We start from the raw sequence: 17,974 nt of genomic DNA, 5'->3' as shown, positions 1-17,974 counted from the left end.
GCGGGCGCTTCCGCCGCCGGGGCCGCGCCCGCGTTCAACGGCCCAGCGAAAAATCCACCGGCACCAGCCCGTAAACCTGAACCGGGGTGCCTTGCTGCAATGCAGCATGGAATTTCCAGCGCTTCAGCACCTGCTCGCGCGCGGCCTGGTCGAGGATGCGGTGGCCGCTGCTCTTGGCGATGCTGACCTCCAGCGGCTGGCCGTCGACGCCGACCAGCACGCGCAGCAGCACGCTGCCCTGCAGGCCGGCACGCAAGGCGTCGCGCGGGTAGGGCGGGGCCGGCGCGCGCAGGTACTGCAACTGCATGCCGGCCAGCGGTGCGCTGGACGGTCCGGGTGGCACGCTGGGTTCGGCCAGCGCAGGCGCCGGATCGGCGGTCGCCGCCAGCACCGGTGCCGGGCTCGCATCGACCAACGGCGCCTGCACCGGCAGCGGGGTCGGCACCGCGGTCGGCACCCGCGGCTGGGTCATGGGCCGCTTCTCGGGCTGCAGCGTGGGCTTCGGCGGCGCCGGGGTGATCGGCACCACCATCGGCTGCTGCCAGCGCGGTTCCGCCTTGGTCTGTTCCTGTGGCGGCGTCACGTGCGAGAGCGGGATCAACAGCAGCAGCAAGGCGAGCAGGTGCAGGCCGATCGCGGCGCTGAGCGCCAGGATCCGGGACAGGTCGATGCCGAACGAGGGAGCGGGGAGTTGCGTGCGAACCATGATCCACCTCCATGATGATGTGCGTCTTGTGGACTTGCGGTACGACCAAACGCGTCAGCGCGGCGGACGGGGTCAAGGCGGCATCCGTCCGCGTCTCCGACATTGAGCCTATTGCCCTCGACTTGGCAAGCGTCACCGCAAGGCAGCGTCGTGCGGAGGCACCGTGCCCGGCGGCGCCGCGCTCGGCGGCCGCATCGTGCGGGCCGGCGCTGCCCGAACTTCGTGGTGCAGGAACGACGACGGCGCCCGCAGGCGCCGTCGTCGCAACGCATGGAGGCAGGGATTACTTGCCCAGTTCGAACACCACGTCCAGGTTGACCGACACGCTGCTCTCGCCGGTCGCCACCGGGGTGCTGTCCATCTCCGCCTTCATCGCCATCGCGCGCATCATCGGCATCGGCCGCACGCCGCCGCCACCGCCTTCGGAGATGCTGACGATGCGGCGCACGCGCAGGCCCAGCGACTTGGCGTAGGTCTGCGCTCGGGCCTGCGCCTTCTTCAGCGCATCGACCCGGGCCTGGTCGTACAGCGGCTCTGGATCGTCGATCTCGAAGGTGGGGCCGTTGATCTGGTTGGCGCCCTGCGCGGCCAGCGCGTCGAGCACCTTGCCGAGCTTGGCGATGTCGCGCACCTTCAGGTTGACCGAATTGCTGGCCTGGTAGCCGATGACCTGCGGCGCCTGGTTCTCGGCGTACTTGTATTGCGGGCTGAGGTTGATGCCGCTGGTCTGCACGTCCTTGTCGGCGATGCCGGCGGCGCGGACCGCGGCCAGCACCTTGGTCATCTGTTCGGCGTTCTGGCGCATCGCCGCGGCGCTGTCGGTGGCCTGGGTGACCACGCCGGCCGACAGCGTGGCCACGTCCGGCGCGTGCCTGGCCTCGGCCTGGGCGGCGATGTTGAGCATGGTGCCGTCGGCGGGCACGGCATAGGCCGGCGCGGCGGGTTGGGCATGGGCGGTCATCGTGCCTCCTAGGGCGAGGGTCAGGGCCAGCAGCAGCGGACGGACGGACAGTGGACGCATCGGTGTTCTCCTTGAAGATGGGGCGAGGGTGTTGCCGCGACAATGAACGCGTCGTGATGCGTGCCGGGGTCGCGTGCATGGTGCCGGAATTAGCGATCGTTCAGTCAGGCGTGCCGGGTTATCCTTCCGCCATGCTGTATCTCGCTTCCCGTTCCCCCCGCAGAAACGAACTGCTGACGCGCCTGGGCGTACCGTTCCGGATCCTCGATCTGGAGGTGCCGGAAGTGCGCGCGGCCGGCGAACCGGCGCAGGCCTACGTGCGCCGGGTGGCGCTGGACAAGGCGCGCGCCGGCATGGCGCAGCTCGGCGCCACGGCGGATGCGCTGGTGCTCGGCGCCGACACCGAGGTGGTGCTGGACGATCGCGTGTTCGGCAAGCCGGCCGACGCCGACGACGCGGCGGCGATGCTCGCTGCGCTGTCCGGGCGCACGCACCAGGCGATGACCGCGGTGGCGTTGGTCGGCGCGGCGCGCGAGGAGGTGCTGCTGGTGCCGACCGCGGTCAGTTTCGCGGTGCTGTCGGCGCAGGACATCGCCGACTACGTGGCCAGCGGCGAACCGATGGGGCGCGCAGGCGCCTACGCGATCCAGGGAGGCGCCGAGCGCTTCGTCAGCCGTCTGGACGGCAGCTATTCCGGGGTGATGGGCCTGCCTCTGCACCAAACTTCCCACCTGCTGCACGCCTTCGGAGTGCTTTGATGTCGCAAGAGATCCTGGTCAACGTCACACCACGCGAGACCCGGGTGGCCGTCATCGAGAACGGCATGCTGCAGGAACTGCACATCGAACGCGGTTGGCGCCGCGGGGTGGTGGGCAACATCTACAAGGGCCGGGTGCAACGGGTGATGCCGGGCATGCAGGCCGCGTTCGTCGAGGTCGGGCTGGAACGCGCGGCGTTCCTGCACGCCAACGACGTGGTGCGGCCGGCGCCGGTGGCCAACGGCGACACCGACGAGGCGCCGCCGTTGCCGGTGGCGTCGGGCGCGCCGATCGTGGAGCTGCTGCGCGACGGCCAGGACATCGTGGTGCAGGTGGTCAAGGACCCGATCGGCAGCAAAGGCGCGCGGCTGACCACGCAGATCAGCATCCCTTCGCGCTACCTGGTGCTGCTGCCGCAGTCGCGGGTGATCGGGGTGTCGGCGCGGATCGAGGACGAGGCCGAGCGGCTGCGCCTGAAGACCCTGGTCGCCGACCTGGCCGCCAGCCATGGCGGCTTCGGCTACATCATCCGCACCAACGCCGAGGGCCAGCCGGCCGAAGCGCTGGCCGAGGACATCGCCTACCTGTCGCGGGTCTGGAACGTGGTCGAACGGCGCGGCCGCGAAGGCGCGCCGGCCAGCATCATCTACGAGGACCTGAGCCTGCCGCTGCGCGCGGTGCGCGACCTGATCCGCAAGGACGTGGAGAAGGTCAAGGTCGATTCGCACGAGACCTTCGAGCGCCTGCAGGCGTTCGTCGCCAAGTACATGCCGGTGCTGGCCGAGCGCCTGGAGCTGTACACCGGCGACCGCCCGATCTTCGACCTGTACGGCGTGGAGGACGAGATCGCGCGCGCGCTGGACAAGCAGGTGCCGCTGAAGTCCGGCGGCTACCTGGTCATCGACCAGACCGAGGCGATGACCACCATCGACGTCAACACCGGCTCGTTCCTGGGCCAGCGCAACCTCGAGGAAACGGTGTTCCGCACCAACCTGGAGGCGGCGCAGGCGGTGGCGCGGCAGCTGCGGCTGCGCAACCTGGGCGGCATCATCATCATCGACTTCATCGACATGGACGATGCCGAGCATCGCCGCCAGGTGCTGCGCACGCTGGAGAAGGCGCTGTCGCGCGACCACGCCAAGACCACGGTGTACGAGTTCTCGCCGCTGGGGCTGGTGGAGATGACCCGCAAGCGCACCGTCGAGAGCCTGGAGCGGCAGCTGTCCGAGCCGTGCCCGGAATGCAGCGGACGCGGCTCGATCAAGACCGCCGAGACCGTCACCTACGAGATCTTCCGCGAGATCACCCGCGCGGTGCGCCAGTTCGACGCGGCGCGGCTACTGGTGATCGCCTCGACCAAGGTGGTGGCGCGGATCACCGACGAGGAATCCTCGGCGGTGGCCGAGCTGGAGGAATTCCTCGGCAAGAGCATCCGTTTCCAGGCCGACGAGCAATACCTGCAGGAGCAGTTCGACGTGGTGTTGTTGTGAGGCTGAGAGTGGGGAATCGGGAATGGGGAATGGGGGAAGAGCGTGATGTCGGCCCCGACGCATCCTGGTTTCCATCCACGAAGTCGTTTGCGGGATTGCACGCAGCAGTGAGTTGCCCGCGTCCTGCCTTTCCCATTCCCCATTCCCGATTCCCCACTCCCGGCCGTTGATGCCTACCCCCCTGCGCCGCCGCCTGCGCCTGGCCCGCCGTTTCGCGTTCTACGCGGTGGCGATCGGGTTGGTGTGCGTGGCGTTGCTGGTGGGGGCGCTGAGCCAGGCGTTGCCGTTCGTGGAGCGGCACCCGCAGCGGATCCAGGCCTGGCTCAGCGAGCGCGCCGGGCGGCCGATCCAGTTCGACCGGGTCGAGACCGCCTGGACCCGGCGCGGGCCGCTGCTGCGCCTGGACGGCCTGCGCATCGGCGCCGGCGACGGGGTGCGCATCGGCCAGGCCGAGGTGCTGGTGTCGATGTACGCCGGCCTGCTGCCGGGCCGTTCCTTCACCGAACTGCGCCTGCGCGGGCTGGCGCTGACCCTGCTGCGCGGCGCCGACGGCACCTGGTCGGTGCAGGGCCTGCCGACCGCGCCGGCCGGCGATCCGCTGGACGCGCTGCAGGGTCTGGGCGAGTTGCAGGTCATCGACGGCCGCCTGGCGGTGCATGCGCCGGACCTGGGCCTGGATGCGCAGTTGCCGAAGATCGACCTGCGCCTGCGCGTGGACGGCGACCGCCTGCGCGTCGGCGCGCAGGGCTGGATCGACCTGAAGCAGGCGCCGCTGACCGCGGTGCTGGACATGGACCGCCGGCGCGGCACCGGCCAGGCCTACGTGGCCGCGCGCGCGGCCGAACTGGGCGGTTGGTCGGGCTTGCTGCACGCCGCCGGGGTCCGCGTCGAAGGCGGCGCCGGCGCGGTGCAGGGCTGGGCGCAGTTGCAGCGGCACCGGATCGTCGGGGTCAGCGTCGAGGCCACGCTGCGCGACTTGCGCCTGAGCGGCGCGGCGCTGGCCGCCGGCGGCGCGCGGCCGCAGACCGCGTTCACCACGCTGCGCGCCACCGCGCGCTGGCGGCAGATCGACGGCGGCTGGCGGCTGGATGCGCCGCGGCTGCAGATCGGCCAGGCCGGGCTGCCGACACAGCGCCTGGATGGGTTGACCGTGGCCGGCGGGCGACGCTTCGCGCTGCTCGGCGAGCACCTGGATGCGGCGCCGCTGCTGGCGGTGGCCGCGCTCAGCGACGGCCTTTCGCCGAAGCTGCGCGCCTGGTTGCACGCGGCGCGGCCGCGGCTGCAACTGACCCAGGTGGCGCTGACCGGCAGCGCCGGCGGGCCGCTGTATGGGCAGGGCCGGCTGACCGAGCTAGCGTTCGCGCCGGTCGGGCAGTCGCCCGGGGTGAGCGGCCTGCGCGGCCGCTTCGATGGCGATGCGCAGGGCGGGGAGCTGGTGCTGGACGCCGCCAGTCCGGTGCGCTTCGACTGGCCCAGCGGCTTCGGCGTGGTCCACGAGGTGCGGCTGGCCGGGCGCATCGTGGCCTTCCGCGACGGCACCGATGTGTGCGTGGCGACCCCGGCGCTGCGCGTGCAGGGCAGCGATTACGGCGCCGATTTTCGCGGCGGGGTGCGGTTCCAGGCCGACGGCTCGCGGCCGTGGATCGACCTGGCCGCCGACCTGCAGGACGCGCCGGTGACGGCGGCGAAGAAGTTCTGGGTGCATTCGAAGATGAGCAAGGCGGCCACCGACTGGCTGGACGCCGCGCTGCAGGGCGGGCGCCTGCGCGGCGGCCGTGCGCTGGTCTCCGGCGATCTGGACCAGTGGCCGTTCGTCGACCACAACGGCCGCTTCGAGGCCACCGCGCGGCTGGACGACGCCAGGATCCGTTTCCAGCGCGAATGGCCGGCGGTGGAGAAGGTGGACGCCGAGGTCGCCTTCATCGGCAACGGCTTCGAGGTGCATGGCCGCGGCGAGATGGGCGGGGTGCCGGTGGACCGGCTGTCGGCGGTGCTGCCGGACTACAAGCAAGGCCAGCTCAGCGTGCTGGCCAGCAGCCGCGCCGAGACCGGCAAGCTGCTGGCGATGCTGCGGCAGAGCCCGCTGCGCCGCCGCTACGGCGAGACCCTGGACGCGCTCAGCGCGTCCGGTCCGGCCGACGTCAGCTTCGACCTGCTGCAGCCGTTGCGCCGCGACGTGGGCGGCCATCACCTGCGCGGCAAGGTCGAACTGCTCGGCGCGCACATCGCCGATCGCCGCTGGGACGTGGCCTTCGACGACATGCGCGGCAGCGCCGACTACCGCGACACCGGCTTCGAGGCGCCGCAGCTGGCGGTGCTGCACGAGGGCCATGCCGGCGAACTGGCGCTGCGCGCCGGCGATGGCGTGCTCGATCCGCAGCAGGCCTTCGAGGCGGCGCTGAGCGCCTCGGTGGACGCGGACGAACTGCTCGACCGGGCGCCGGAAATGGCCTGGCTCAAGCCCTACGTGCAGGGCCGCTCGCGCTGGAACATCGGCGTCGGTCTGCCCAAGACCGCCGATGGCGGGGTGCAGCCGCCGACCCGCCTGCAGCTGCATTCGGACCTGGTCGGCACCCAGCTGCTGTTGCCGGCGCCGATGGACAAGGGCGTGGCGGCGCCGCTGGCGACCTCGGTCAACGTGCCGCTGCCGGTCGGCACCGGGCGCATCGAGGTCGCCTTCGGCAAGTTGATGGCGCTGGTCGCGCGCAGCCAGAACGGCAAGACCGGGGTCAAGGTGGTGATGGGCAGCGACCACGTGGTCGGCGACCCGCCCGGCGATGGCCTGACCGTGAGCGGGCGCACCGCCTCGCTGAACGCGATCGACTGGATCGGCCTGGTCAGCGGCCCGGATCCGAACGCGTCGGCCACGCCAGGTGCCGCTGACCCGATGCCGCTGCGCCAGATCGACGTGCTCGCCGACCATCTGCTGCTGCTCGGCGGCGTGTTCGACAACACCCGCCTGCGCCTGCAGCCGCAGGCCGACACGGTGGCGGTGCAACTGGACGGGCCGGCGCTGGCCGGCGAACTCAGCGTGCCGAGCAAGCCGGCCGGCGTGCTCGGCGGCCGCCTGGCGCGGGTGCACTGGCGCGCGGCGCCGAGCGCAGCGGCGGCCTCTGCTCCGGCTGCGGCCGCGACTCCTGCGGCCAGCGTCACGCCAGACCCGGCGACACCCGCAGCGGCCGCGGCCGCCGTGCGGCCGCTGACCAGTACGCTCGACCCGGCCAAGATCCCGGCGCTGGCGCTGGACGTGGACGACCTGCGCTTCGGTGCGATGCAGCTCGGCGCGGCCTCGCTGCGCACCCGCAAGCTGATCGACGGCATGCGCGTGGACCAACTGCACCTGCGCTCGGACAAGCAGAAGATCGACATCAGCGGCGACTGGCGCGGCAAGGGCGCCACCGCGCGCACCCAGCTCATCGCCAGCGTGGACAGCCAGGACCTGGGCGCGCTGATGCAGAGCCTGGATTTCGGCGGCCAGCTGCGCGGCGGCGAAGGCACGCTGGGCCTGCGCGCCGCCTGGCCGGGCGATCCGGCCGGGTTCCAGCTGGCGACCCTGCAGGGCCAGCTCGACGTGGCCGCGCGCAACGGCCAGCTGCTGGAACTGAACCCCGGCGCGGGACGCGTGCTCGGCCTGCTGAGCGTGGCGCAGCTACCGCGCCGGCTGATGTTCGATTTCCGCGACTTCTTCTCCAAGGGCTTCGCCTTCAACCGCATCGACGGCCAAGTGCAGTTCGGCGACGGCGTGGCGCGCAGCGAGTCGATGTTGATCGACGGCCCCGCCGCGGAAATCAAGGTGCGCGGGCAGGCCGACCTGCGCGCGCAGCAGTTCGACCAGACCATCGACGTCAATCCAAAGGCCGGCAACCTGCTGACCGTGGTCGGCGCGGTCGCCGGCGGCCCGGTCGGCGCGGCGGTCGGCGCCGCCGCCAACGCGGTGCTGGGCAAGCCGCTGGGCGCGATCGGCGCGCGCACCTACCGGGTCACCGGCCCGTGGAAGGATCCGAAAGTGGAAGTGATCGAGCGCGATGCCTCGCGCCCGCCGGCGCCGCCGGCCGCCTCCGGCAGTCCCTGAATCGGCGCGTGTCCCGCGCCGCCCGCGCTTGCGCTGAGCGCCCCCGTCCCCCATGTTGAGCCCATGACCGAAAACGCCCTCAGCCTCGCCGAAACCCGCCTGTTGCTTCCCGCCGGCCTCGATGCCACCAGCCTGGAGCGCGCCTTCGGCACGCTGCTCGGCCCCGGCATCGACTTCGGCGACCTGTATTTCCAGCATTCGCGGCGCGAGAGCTGGAGCGTGGAGGACGGCATCGTCAAGGACGGCGCCCATTCCATCGAGCAGGGCGTGGGCGTGCGCGCGATCTCCGGCGAGAAGACCGGCTTCGCCTATTCCGACGACATCCACCGCGACGCGCTGCTGGCCGCGGCGCAGTCGGCGCGGGCGATTTCCCGCGACGGCGGCGCGCAGCCGGCGCAGTCGCTGCTGCGCGGCAACGGGCGCGCGCTGTACCCGGCGCTGGACCCGGTGGACGGCATGGGCAACGACCTCAAGGTCGAGATGTTGCGGCGCCTGGACCAGTTCCTGCGCGCCGCCGACCCGCGCGTGCAGCAGGTGATGGTCGGCCTGTCCGGCGGCGTGGACACGGTGCTGGTGGCGCGCAGCGACGGCGTGCTCGCCGCCGACGTGCGCCCGCTGGTGCGGCTGAACGTGCAGGTGATCGTCGAGCAGAACGGGCGCCGCGAGTCCGGCTACTCCGGCGGCGGCGGCCGCTACGGCTACGAGGTGCTGTTCGCCGATGGCCGGCCCGAAGCCTTCGCCAAGGAAGCGCTGCGCCAGGCGCTGGTGAACCTGGAGGCGGTGCCGGCGCCGGCCGGGGTGATGCCGGTGGTGCTGGGTTCCGGTTGGCCCGGCGTGCTGCTGCACGAGGCGGTCGGACACGGCCTGGAAGGCGACTTCGCGCGCAAGGGCACCAGCGTCTATGCCGGCCGCATCGGCCAGCGCGTGGCTTCGCCGGGCGTGACCATCGTCGACGACGGCACCCTCGCAGGCCGCCGCGGCTCGCTCAACGTCGACGACGAGGGCACGCCGAGCAACTGCACCACGCTGATCGAGGACGGGGTGCTGGTGGGCTACATGCAGGATTCGCTGAACGCGCGGCTGATGGGCGTGGCGCCGACCGGCAACGGCCGCCGCGAATCGTTCGCGCACCTGCCGATGCCGCGCATGACCAACACCTACATGCTGGCCGGCCAGCACGATCCGCAGGAGATGATCCGCTCGGTGAAGAAGGGCCTGTATGCGGTCAATTTCGGCGGCGGCCAGGTCGACATCACCAGCGGCAAGTACGTGTTCTCGGCGACCGAGGCCTATCTGATCGAGGACGGCAAGGTCACCGCGCCGGTGAAGGGCGCCACGCTGATCGGCAACGGCCCGGAGACCATGCAGAAGGTGCGCATGATCGGCCACGACCTGGCCCTGGACGAAGGCGTGGGCGTGTGCGGCAAGGACGGGCAGAGCGTGCCGGTCGGCGTCGGTCAGCCGTCGCTGCTGATCGACGGGCTGACCGTGGGCGGGACGGCGTAGGAGCCGGGAGTGGGGATTCGGGATTCGGGATTCGGTAAAGCCGCGCGCGGTCGCCGTGGCGATGCCGATGCGCTTGGTCGGCGTCGTCGCCCAGCGTGCCGAGGCGGTCGCGGGTGCACGACCGTGCGGGGCCGGCGCCGCCGTGGCTCAGTCGCGCGTGTCGTCCTCGGTGTCGATATCGTCGCTTTCGTCGTCCGCTTCTCCGAGTCCCGAGTCCCCGGTCCCGAGTCCCGAGTCCCCCAGCGCCAGTTCGCGCAACTCCCGGAACAACTCCCGATAGGCATGCGGCGGCTTGTTCTTCAGCCGTTCTTCCTTGGCGTTGCGGATCAGCTGGCGCAGGCGCTGGCGGTCGGCCTCGGGGTATTCGGCGAGCAGCTCGGACAGCGCGGCGTCGCCGTCGGCCAGCAGCCGCGCGCGCCAGTCCTCGACCCGGTGGATCGCCGCCACTTCGCGGCGCGCGCCGTCGCTGTTGGCATCCATCGCCTCGCGGATCGCGTCCAGGGTGGCGTCGTCCTCGCGGCGCATCTGCTTGGCCAGGAACGCCAGCTGCCGCTTGTGCGCGATGTGCGAGGTGATGCGCTTGCTTTCCTCGATATGCGGGATCAGCGACTCGGGCACCGGCAGCTTGGCCAGCTGCGCCGGGGTCAGCGCCACCAGCTTCTCGCCCAGGGTCAGCACTTCCAGCGCCGCGCGGCGCTGCTGGCTGCGGCTGTCGCCGCGGAATTCACCGGTGTCTTCGTCGCGTCCGCGCATGGTCGTACTACTCGATCAGTCTGAAACATCAAATTAGAAAGTCCGGCCATGGATGGCCGGGCTCTTGCGAAGGGACTCGCATAACAAGGATAAAGCATTGAACGCGATCACCTCCGAACTGCGCCGCGACGACAGCCTGGAACGCCTGGAGCGGCTGTCCGACACCGCCGAGCGCCTGCTGGCGCGGGCGCGCGAACTGGGCGCCAGCCAGGCCGAGGTCAGCTGCAGCGAAGACCGCGGGCTGGACGTCAACGTGCGCCTGGGCGCGGTGGAAACGGTCGAGGCCACCCGCGACCGCGGGATCGGCGTCACCGTCTACTTCGGCCAGCGCAAGGGCAGCGCCAGCACCGCCGACCTGCACGAGTCCAGCCTCGAGGCGACCGTCGCCCAGGCTTGCGCGATCGCCCGCTACACCGAGGACGACGTCGCCGCCGGGTTGGCCGACGCGACGCTGATGGCGCGCGAACTGCCCGAGCTGGACCGCTGGCATCCGTGGGCGCTGGAGGCCGAGGAGGCGATCGAGCTGGCCCTGGCCTGCGAGGCCGCCGGCCGCGACGCCGACCCGCGCGTGGCCAACTCCGACGGCGCCTCGGCCGGCAGCAGCGAGAGCCTGTCGGTGTACGCCAACTCGCACGGCTTCGTCGGCCGCGAGCGCAGCACCCACCATTCGATCGGCTGCGCGCTGATCGCCGGCCACGGTGACGGCATGCAGCGCGACGGCTGGTACAGCAGCGCGCTGGCGCGCGAGGATCTCGAGCAGCCGGCGGCGATCGGCCGCCGCGCCGCCGAGCGCACCGTGGCGCGGTTGCAGCCGCGCTCGCTGCCGACCGGCGAACTGCCGGTGCTGTTCGCGCCGGAGATGGCGCGTTCGCTGGTCGGGCACCTGCTCGGCGCAGTGTCCGGCGGCGCGCTGTACCGCCGCGCCAGCTTCCTGCTCGACAGCGTCGGCACCCGCCTGTTCCCGGACTGGTTCGCGATCGACGAACTGCCGCACCTGCGCCGCGGGCTGCGCTCGGCCGCCTTCGACGCCGAGGGCGTGGCCACCCGCGCCGCGCCGCTGGTCGCCGACGGAGTGCTGCAGCGCTACGTGCTGGGCAGCTATTCGGCGCGCAAGCTGGGCCTGCAGACCACCGCCAACGCCGGCGGCGTGCACAACCTGCAGGTCGCCGCCAACGCGGACGACCTGGCCACGATCGCGGCGGGCATCCCGCGCGGCCTGCTTGTCACCGAACTGATGGGCAACGGCGTCAACCCGGTCACCGGCGACTATTCGCGCGGCGCCGGCGGCTTCTGGATCGAGAACGGCGCCATCGCCTACCCGGTGGACGAGGTGACCATCGCTGGCAACCTGCGCGAGATGTTCCAGCGCATCGAGGCGGTCGGCCGCGACATCGACGTGCGCTCGCACGTGCACATCGGCGCGGTGCTGGTCGGCAAGATGACGGTGGCCGGCAACTCCTGACCCCGCGCGCGGCGCCGCCATCCAGTCCGGATCGGCGACCGTGGCGCGGCGGTAAGCGGCTGCGGGCAGAGCAGGGGCAGGGGGGGCGGTGCAGCGCAGAACGGTCGGTTCCTGCGGGTGCAAGCCGTTCCCAGCCATGGCGGCGCGCCCACGCCAGCGCCGGTCCGCGCTGCGACTGCTTGACAGGCTTGCGCAGGCCGCCGAGAGTGGCGCGCCAGGCGCCTTGGCCTTGCCCACTCACCACCATAGGAAGGGAAAATACCGATGAGCGAATTCGACAATGTGACCGCCCCGCCGCCGCCGCCGGCCGCCGCTGGCCCGCAGGAAGACCGCACGGTCGCACTGATCACCCATCTGTCGGGCATCATCGCCGGCTTCATCGTGCCGCTGATCATCTGGCTCATCAACAAGGACAACCCGGCCAAGTCGTTCCTCAACGACCAGGCCAAGGAAGCCCTGAACTTCCAGATCACCGTCGCCATCGGCTACGTGATCTGCGTGGTGCTCAGCATCATCGTGATCGGCGGGCTGCTGATGCCGGTGGTGTGGGTGGTGAACCTGGTGTTCTGCATCCTGGCCGGGATCAAGGCCAACGAAGGCGTGGCCTACCGCTACCCGTTCGCGCTGCGCCTGATCAAGTAAGCGCGGCACCGCTTTGCAAAAAAGCCCGGCGCTCGCCGGGCTTTTTTTATGGCGTCTGCAACTGCGCCGAGGGTTCCAGGCCGAGTCCAGGCGTGGCTGCGACGACGGCGGCCACGAAGTCCATCACCGCACGCACCGGTAAAGGCCGTGCATGGCGTTGCGGCAGATGTGCGGCGGCGGGTCAACCTGGCCTGGCGTCGCGCGTTTGCATTGACGACACCGACCGGGAGCGCCGCATGATCCGTCGCGAAACCCTGAGCGCCGCGAACCGCTTCGGCCTGGGCGCGCGCCCAGGCGAACTGGCGGCCATCGACGATCCGCGCGCGTGGCTGATCGCGCAGTTGCGCCCGCTGCCTGCCGCCGTCCCGGCGATGCGGGACCTGCCCGACAGCCTGGAGTACCTGCGTCGCGAAGCCGCCTACCAGCGCGAGCGGCGTCTGGCGCGGAGGCAGGTGCCAGCCGATGCCAAGCCCGCGCAGCAAGCCGCGCGCGGCCTGTACCGGCAGGCGCAGGCGCAGGAACTGGCGGCGCGTTACGCCGTCGCGGTAGGCAGTGCGGACGGCTTCGCCGAGCGCCTGGTGCATTTCTGGTCCAACCATTTCGCGGTGTCGGTCGACAAGCGCGCGGCCGCGCTGTACGCCGCGCCGATGGAACGCGAGGCGATCCGTCCGCACTGCATGGGCCGCTTCGCCGACCTGCTGCTGGCGGTGGAACGGCATCCGGCGATGCTGCGCTACCTGGACAACGCCAACTCGATCGGTCCCGACTCGGTGCTGGCGCAACGCGCGCAGCGCCGTGCGGCGCGGCAGGGCCTGGAGGCGCCGCCGCGCCGTCCCGGCCTCAACGAGAACCTGGCGCGCGAGATCCTGGAATTGCACACGCTGGGCGTGGACGGCGGCTACACCCAGCCCGACGTCACCGAACTGGCGCGCGCGATCACCGGTTGGGGTGTGCCGGCGCCGCGCGATTTCGAGCAGGGCGTACCCGAGCGCGCCTTCGTGTTCCGCGCGGCGGCGCATGCCGCCGGCAGCCGCCACCTGCTGGGCCGGCGCTACGCCGAAGGCGGGCTGGAACAGGGCGAGGCGATCCTGGCCGCACTGGCCCGGCACCCGGCCACCGCACGCCACGTGTCGCTGAAACTGGCGCGGCATTTCGTCCGCGACGATCCGCCGCCGGCGCTGGTGCAGCGCATGGCCGACGCCTGGCTGCGCAGCGACGGCCACTTGCCCAGTGTGTACCGCGCGCTGATCGACAGCGCGCAGGCGTGGAGCGCGGATGCGCGCAAGTTCAAGCAGCCGCAGGATTTCGTGCTGTCGGCGCTGCGCGCCGGCGGCGAATGGCCGCAGGCGCCGGCGCAGCAGAAGCAGGTGCTCGCATTGCTGGCGCGGATGGGGCAACCGCCGTTCACGCCGCGCTCGCCGGCCGGCTATGCCGACGCGGCTGCCGAGTGGAGCGGGCCGGATGCGTTGTGGAAACGGGTGCAGGCGGCCGAGGCGCTGGCCGGCATGGCATCGCCGACCGACCCGCTGGCCCTGGCCGGCAGCGTGTTCGCCACCAGCCTGGATCGGGACACCGCCAATGCCTTGGGCCGCGCCGAATCGCCGCGCGACGGCGTGGCCTTGCTGCTGGCCAGCCCGGCCTTCCAATGGCGCGCCTGAGCGGCGCGTCGCAACCGATCGCGGAGAACGCCCGATGCAGCTGACACGCCGCCGTTTTCTCGCCGCCAGCGGTGCGGCCACGTTGTTGAGCCTGTGGTCCGGTCCCGGCCCGGCCGCGCCGGTCGCGGACACCCGGCTGCTGGTGGTGTTGCTGCGCGGCGCGCTGGACGGACTGCATGCGCTGGTGCCGCAGGGCGATGCCGACTACGCGCGGCTGCGCGGCGCGCTGGCGCCGCAGCAGACCTTGGCCCTGGACGGCAGCTTTGCGTTGCATCCGGCACTGGGCTTCGCCCATGAACTGTATGCGCGCAAGCAGTGGCTGCCGGTGGTGGCGGTGGCGCCGCCGTATCGCGAACGCTCGCATTTCGAAGCGCAGGACTGCCTGGAGAACGGCACCGCGCGGCCCAGCGGCGCCTCCAGCGGCTGGCTCAACCGCTGTGCGGCGGCGCTGCACGGGGCCGAGGCGCTGTCGGTGAGCGCGGTGACGCCGCTGATCATGCGCGGCCCTGGCGCAGTCAGCAGCTGGTCGCCGCCGCTGCCGAGCGCGGTCAATCCGATCCTGCTGCAGCGGTTGCAGCCGCTGTACGCCGCCGACGCGCAGTTGGCCGACGGCTTCGCGCGCGCAGTGCGCGGGCAGGGCATGCAGGTGGACAGCGTCAAGGGCGGGCAGCTGCCGCAGGCGATGCGCGCCGCCGCCAGCTTCATGGCCACGGCCGATGGCCCACGCCTTGGCTTCGTCGAGGATTCGGGCTGGGACACGCACGGCAACCAGGCCGCGGTGCTGCAGCGCAAGCTGGGCGAGCTCGATGCCGGATTGCGCGCGTTCCATGATGGCGCCGGCGCGAGCTGGCAGCGCAGTGTGGTCGCGGTGGTGACCGAGTTCGGCCGCACCGCGGCGGTCAACGGGACCGGCGGCACCGATCACGGCACTGGCGGCGTCGCGTTCCTGGCCGGCGGCGCGGTGCGCGGCGGGCGCATTGCCGGCGACTGGCCGGGGCTGTCGCCGCGCGCGTTGAACGAAGGCCGCGATCTGCGCGCCACGGCCGACTTGCGCGGCCTGTTCAAGCATCTGCTGGGCGCGCACCTGGGCGTGTCCGAAGCGGCGCTGGAAACGCAGGTGTTTCCGGGCAGTGGTGCGGTGCGCGCGATGGATGGACTGGTGATGTCGCGCTGAGGCAGTGCGTGCCGATGCTTGCCAACTGGGCCAGCTATGGCGATTATCAGGGCATCGTGTTGTATCAAATGGCAGGGCAGGGATGCGGGCGCTATCGGGAATGATCGCCGTTTTGTTGGCAGGGGGCATCAGCTGCACTGCCCACGCTACAGCTAGCTGGATCATTGCAGGCGGCGGGGTGAAGCCCGATCGCGACGTATTTGTCGTAGACGAACAATCTATGGTCAAAAGCGATGACGTCGTAGGCTTTACCGAGACATTGACGACTGACCAGCAGTTGGCCTATGTACGGCAACTCATGCGCAAGGGGAAGCCGAAAAGCGGTGAAACGCGCATTGGCCCCGATCGGGAATTCGAAATCAACGCCGATCAAGTGTTTGAAGGTGTCGCTAAACCCGAGGTCATATCCCGCCTCTACCATGTGAATTGCACCCGATCGACGATCAGGACCGTCCACGGCCTGATCGGATGGCGCAACAAGGCGGCCGAGATTATTACGGGAGGTGAAGCCGCCCCTCCGGAAGGGATCGGCGAGATGCAGGTGATTAAATTCGTCTGCGATCGTGGCGAGGATGGGCGCAGCCGAGACCCGGCACAATCTCCCGATCGGCTTGGTTTCATGTTTGTTGGCGATGTCGGCATTTCGCCGGTCGATTTTGTCTGGAAGCAACTCTGGCGCGATGGGCAGCGCCCACCCACCACTTACAGACCGAGCAAGGAAGAGACACAGGAGATCGAGCAGCGTTTCCGGGACAGCATGGCCGGTGCCGCCAGCACGGCTGCTGAGGCGATGGATTCCAGCAATCGCCGTAACTCGCGGGTTGGGCGCAATTTCGCTCTGGAAAATTGGGTCGGACGGACGGAGCAAGAGTTTGCGGCCATATGGGGCAGGCCTGACCGCTACGAGGAGAGTGGCGATGGTGCGCGGACGCTCTACTTCCGCAAAGGCTACGTAAACCGTACCAGCAACGGGTACGGCCAGGTCTTGCGGGAAGATGCGCACTGGTGCGACATCTCGGTCCTCGTGCGCAATGGCGTCATCAAGGACTATACGACCAGCGGCAATAGCTGCGACGAGCTGATACGCTGAGCCGCCGCCTTGGCGCAGACAGTGAGCATAGCCCCGCGCTGGACGATGCCGATCCGCCGGGCGATGCGGTTGCCGTAACGCAATACCCGGCTTGAGGGAGATTGCTGCGCGTTCCGTTGGACGCTCGATGAGTGACCAGCAAGCATGTGCTGGACGCGCACCTGGGCGTCTGCGAAGCGGCGCTGAAACACAGGTCCCCGGCAGCGCGGCGGTGCGGCGATGGACGGGCTGGTGGCGCCGCGTTGAGGCATTGCGTGCCGATGGCGGACGTTGCCACGCCCGATCCGTTGCAGGATGCGCGGCGAACATGGCAATCGACGCGGCCGCCATCGCACAGCGCAGCACTAGAACAACGGTGCCGGCATCGCCTGCCGGCACCGCTCGCGCGAGCGTCGTGACGCTGCCGGGACTCAGTTCTGCGCCGGCGTGTTCTCTGCGAAATACTCGTGGCTGTCGGCGTTCTTCACTGCGCGCGCCGGATTGCTGGTGGCCAGGTTGCGCGCCGCGCTCTGGCCGTAGGCGTAGTCCTGGGTGCCGGCGACCACGGTGAAATGGCTCATTTCGTGGATCAGCGTGCCGGCCTTGGAGTCGGTGCCGGTCAGCGGCGCGCTCCAGAACGCGTTGCACACGTAGATCTGGTACGGCTGGTTGGCATAGACATAGGCATAGGCGCTGTCGCTGCAGCCGCAGTTGATGGTGACTTGGCCGTTGTTTTGGTCGATCGCCGCGTCGATGTTGACGAAGTTGGAGGTGGCGGTGCTGTAGCGGCTGGCGTTGTAGGCGCCGAACCAGGAGGTGTAGCGCGCGCCGGTGCTGCCGCCGTTGAGATAGGTTTTGGCGTTCTGCGAATAGGTGCGCGCCGCGTTGACCGCGCTGCCGATGGTGCTGATCTGGCTGCTGCTGCACGAGGCGTAGTTGATGCCGTTGACCACCGCCTGCGGGCCGGCCATCAGGTCTGTGCGCGTCGCGCGGCCGCGGCCGTCCAGCCACAGCGTCAGCGGCGCGCTGGAGACCGTCTGCGGCTGGCCGTCGGCGCGCAGCATCTTGTTGCCGTCGGAGAACGAGGCGTACTGCAGCGAGGCGTTGAGATGGATGCTGTAGTTGCCGCTGCGCGACAGGTCGTAGGCGCTGCCCAGGTCGATCTGCGCATGCCGCGCTTCGCCCGGCTGCAGGATCACGAAGTCCTCCGCGCGCGGTGCGGCGCGCTTGACCAGGCGCCCGACGTAGTCGACCGCGTTGCCGTCGCGCACCACCTCGAACAGGCTGGCGTCGAGTTCGCCCAGCGGCAATTCCCACCTGGGCACGCGCGCGATGCGCTCGCCGGTATTGCGCACGGTGACCGCGAGCTGGCCGCGGTGCTGGCCGTCGGCGTCGGCGACCGGCGCCAGTTCGACCTGCAACGGCGTGGCGTTGCGCGACAGCTGCGATTGCGCGGTGGCCGCCGAGATGCTGCCGACCAGGCTGAAGCCGATTGCCGCCGAGATCAGGGATGCGCGTTTCATGCAGGCTCTCTCCATTCGGAAAAGGGGGCGCCCATGCGAGGGCGTATGCAAACTAGCCCGGCATGCCGCGGGCAAGCGGCATTTGCGCGTTTGTCTGCGATTTCGTCCAGCGAAGCGGGCGCCGAGTCCCACAATGCGCGTTCGCGCATGCGCTGACGGCATCGATCCGCCGCAGCGAATCCGGCGGGTGCTGCGCCGCA

At 70.6% G+C, this 17,974-nt stretch carries 13 protein-coding genes; 9 read left to right on the top strand and 4 right to left on the bottom strand.

Annotated elements, in window-relative coordinates; translation table 11 throughout:
• Window positions 1-34 precede the first annotated feature (34 nt).
• Window positions 35-706 (bottom strand): TonB family protein, encoded by a 672-nt coding sequence (locus VDQ83_RS07020; protein WP_455434355.1) that lies wholly within the window; start codon window positions 704-706, stop codon window positions 35-37.
• A gap of 283 nt (window positions 707-989) precedes the next feature.
• Window positions 990-1,727 carry an SIMPL domain-containing protein gene (locus VDQ83_RS07015; protein WP_455434354.1) on the bottom strand — a complete coding sequence of 246 codons (738 nt, stop codon included), beginning with the start codon at window positions 1,725-1,727 and terminating at the stop codon, window positions 990-992.
• 131 nt (window positions 1,728-1,858) lie between these two features.
• Here VDQ83_RS07015 and VDQ83_RS07010 point away from each other — a divergent pair, with 131 nt between their 5' ends.
• The 4 genes from VDQ83_RS07010 (at window position 1,859) to tldD (ending at window position 9,493) form a co-directional block, all read left to right on the top strand.
• Window positions 1,859-2,425, top strand: a complete 567-nt coding sequence (locus VDQ83_RS07010) for a Maf family nucleotide pyrophosphatase (RefSeq protein WP_309912840.1) — start codon at window positions 1,859-1,861, stop codon at window positions 2,423-2,425.
• Window positions 2,425-3,915 carry a ribonuclease G gene (gene rng / locus VDQ83_RS07005; RefSeq protein WP_309912844.1) on the top strand — a complete coding sequence of 497 codons (1,491 nt, stop codon included), beginning with the start codon at window positions 2,425-2,427 and terminating at the stop codon, window positions 3,913-3,915. Before VDQ83_RS07010 ends, rng begins: the two co-directional genes overlap by 1 nt.
• A 169-nt stretch (window positions 3,916-4,084) precedes the next feature.
• Window positions 4,085-7,987, top strand: coding sequence for a YhdP family protein (locus VDQ83_RS07000; protein WP_455434353.1), 3,903 nt, complete (start codon window positions 4,085-4,087; stop codon window positions 7,985-7,987).
• 63 nt (window positions 7,988-8,050) lie between these two features.
• Window positions 8,051-9,493 carry a metalloprotease TldD gene (tldD, locus tag VDQ83_RS06995; RefSeq protein ID WP_309912850.1) on the top strand — a complete coding sequence of 481 codons (1,443 nt, stop codon included), beginning with the start codon at window positions 8,051-8,053 and terminating at the stop codon, window positions 9,491-9,493.
• 147 nt (window positions 9,494-9,640) lie between these two features.
• Here tldD and yjgA read toward each other — a convergent pair whose 3' ends face one another.
• Window positions 9,641-10,246 (bottom strand): ribosome biogenesis factor YjgA, encoded by a 606-nt coding sequence (gene yjgA / locus VDQ83_RS06990; RefSeq protein WP_455434352.1) that lies wholly within the window; start codon window positions 10,244-10,246, stop codon window positions 9,641-9,643.
• A gap of 97 nt (window positions 10,247-10,343) precedes the next feature.
• Here yjgA and pmbA point away from each other — a divergent pair, with 97 nt between their 5' ends.
• The 5 genes from pmbA to VDQ83_RS06965 all read left to right on the top strand — a co-directional run bounded on the left by pmbA (window position 10,344) and on the right by VDQ83_RS06965 (window position 16,272).
• Window positions 10,344-11,708, top strand: coding sequence for a metalloprotease PmbA (gene pmbA, locus VDQ83_RS06985; RefSeq protein ID WP_455434351.1), 1,365 nt, complete (start codon window positions 10,344-10,346; stop codon window positions 11,706-11,708).
• Between the two features lie 264 nt (window positions 11,709-11,972).
• On the top strand, window positions 11,973-12,350 hold the full coding sequence (locus VDQ83_RS06980) for a DUF4870 domain-containing protein (RefSeq protein ID WP_263397815.1): 378 nt from the start codon (window positions 11,973-11,975) through the stop codon (window positions 12,348-12,350).
• A 236-nt stretch (window positions 12,351-12,586) separates the two neighbouring features.
• A complete protein-coding gene (locus VDQ83_RS06975) occupies window positions 12,587-14,008 on the top strand; it encodes a DUF1800 domain-containing protein (RefSeq protein WP_455434350.1) in 1,422 nt (473 codons plus the stop codon).
• Between the two features lie 34 nt (window positions 14,009-14,042).
• A complete protein-coding gene (locus VDQ83_RS06970; RefSeq protein ID WP_455434349.1) occupies window positions 14,043-15,182 on the top strand; it encodes a DUF1501 domain-containing protein in 1,140 nt (379 codons plus the stop codon).
• Between the two features lie 100 nt (window positions 15,183-15,282).
• Window positions 15,283-16,272 (top strand): hypothetical protein, encoded by a 990-nt coding sequence (locus VDQ83_RS06965; RefSeq protein ID WP_455434348.1) that lies wholly within the window; start codon window positions 15,283-15,285, stop codon window positions 16,270-16,272.
• Between the two features lie 410 nt (window positions 16,273-16,682).
• On the opposite strand, the gene VDQ83_RS06960 is transcribed toward VDQ83_RS06965, so the two are convergent.
• Entirely contained in the window at window positions 16,683-17,774 is a 1,092-nt protein-coding gene (locus VDQ83_RS06960) for a M35 family metallo-endopeptidase (protein ID WP_455434347.1), read from the bottom strand.
• Window positions 17,775-17,974 lie beyond the last annotated feature (200 nt).

The sequence above is a fragment of the Xanthomonas sp. WHRI 7945 genome, assembly GCF_035026585.1.
The sequence above is the reverse complement of the archived record's forward strand: the minus strand, read 5'-3'. Positions and strand labels throughout refer to the sequence as shown.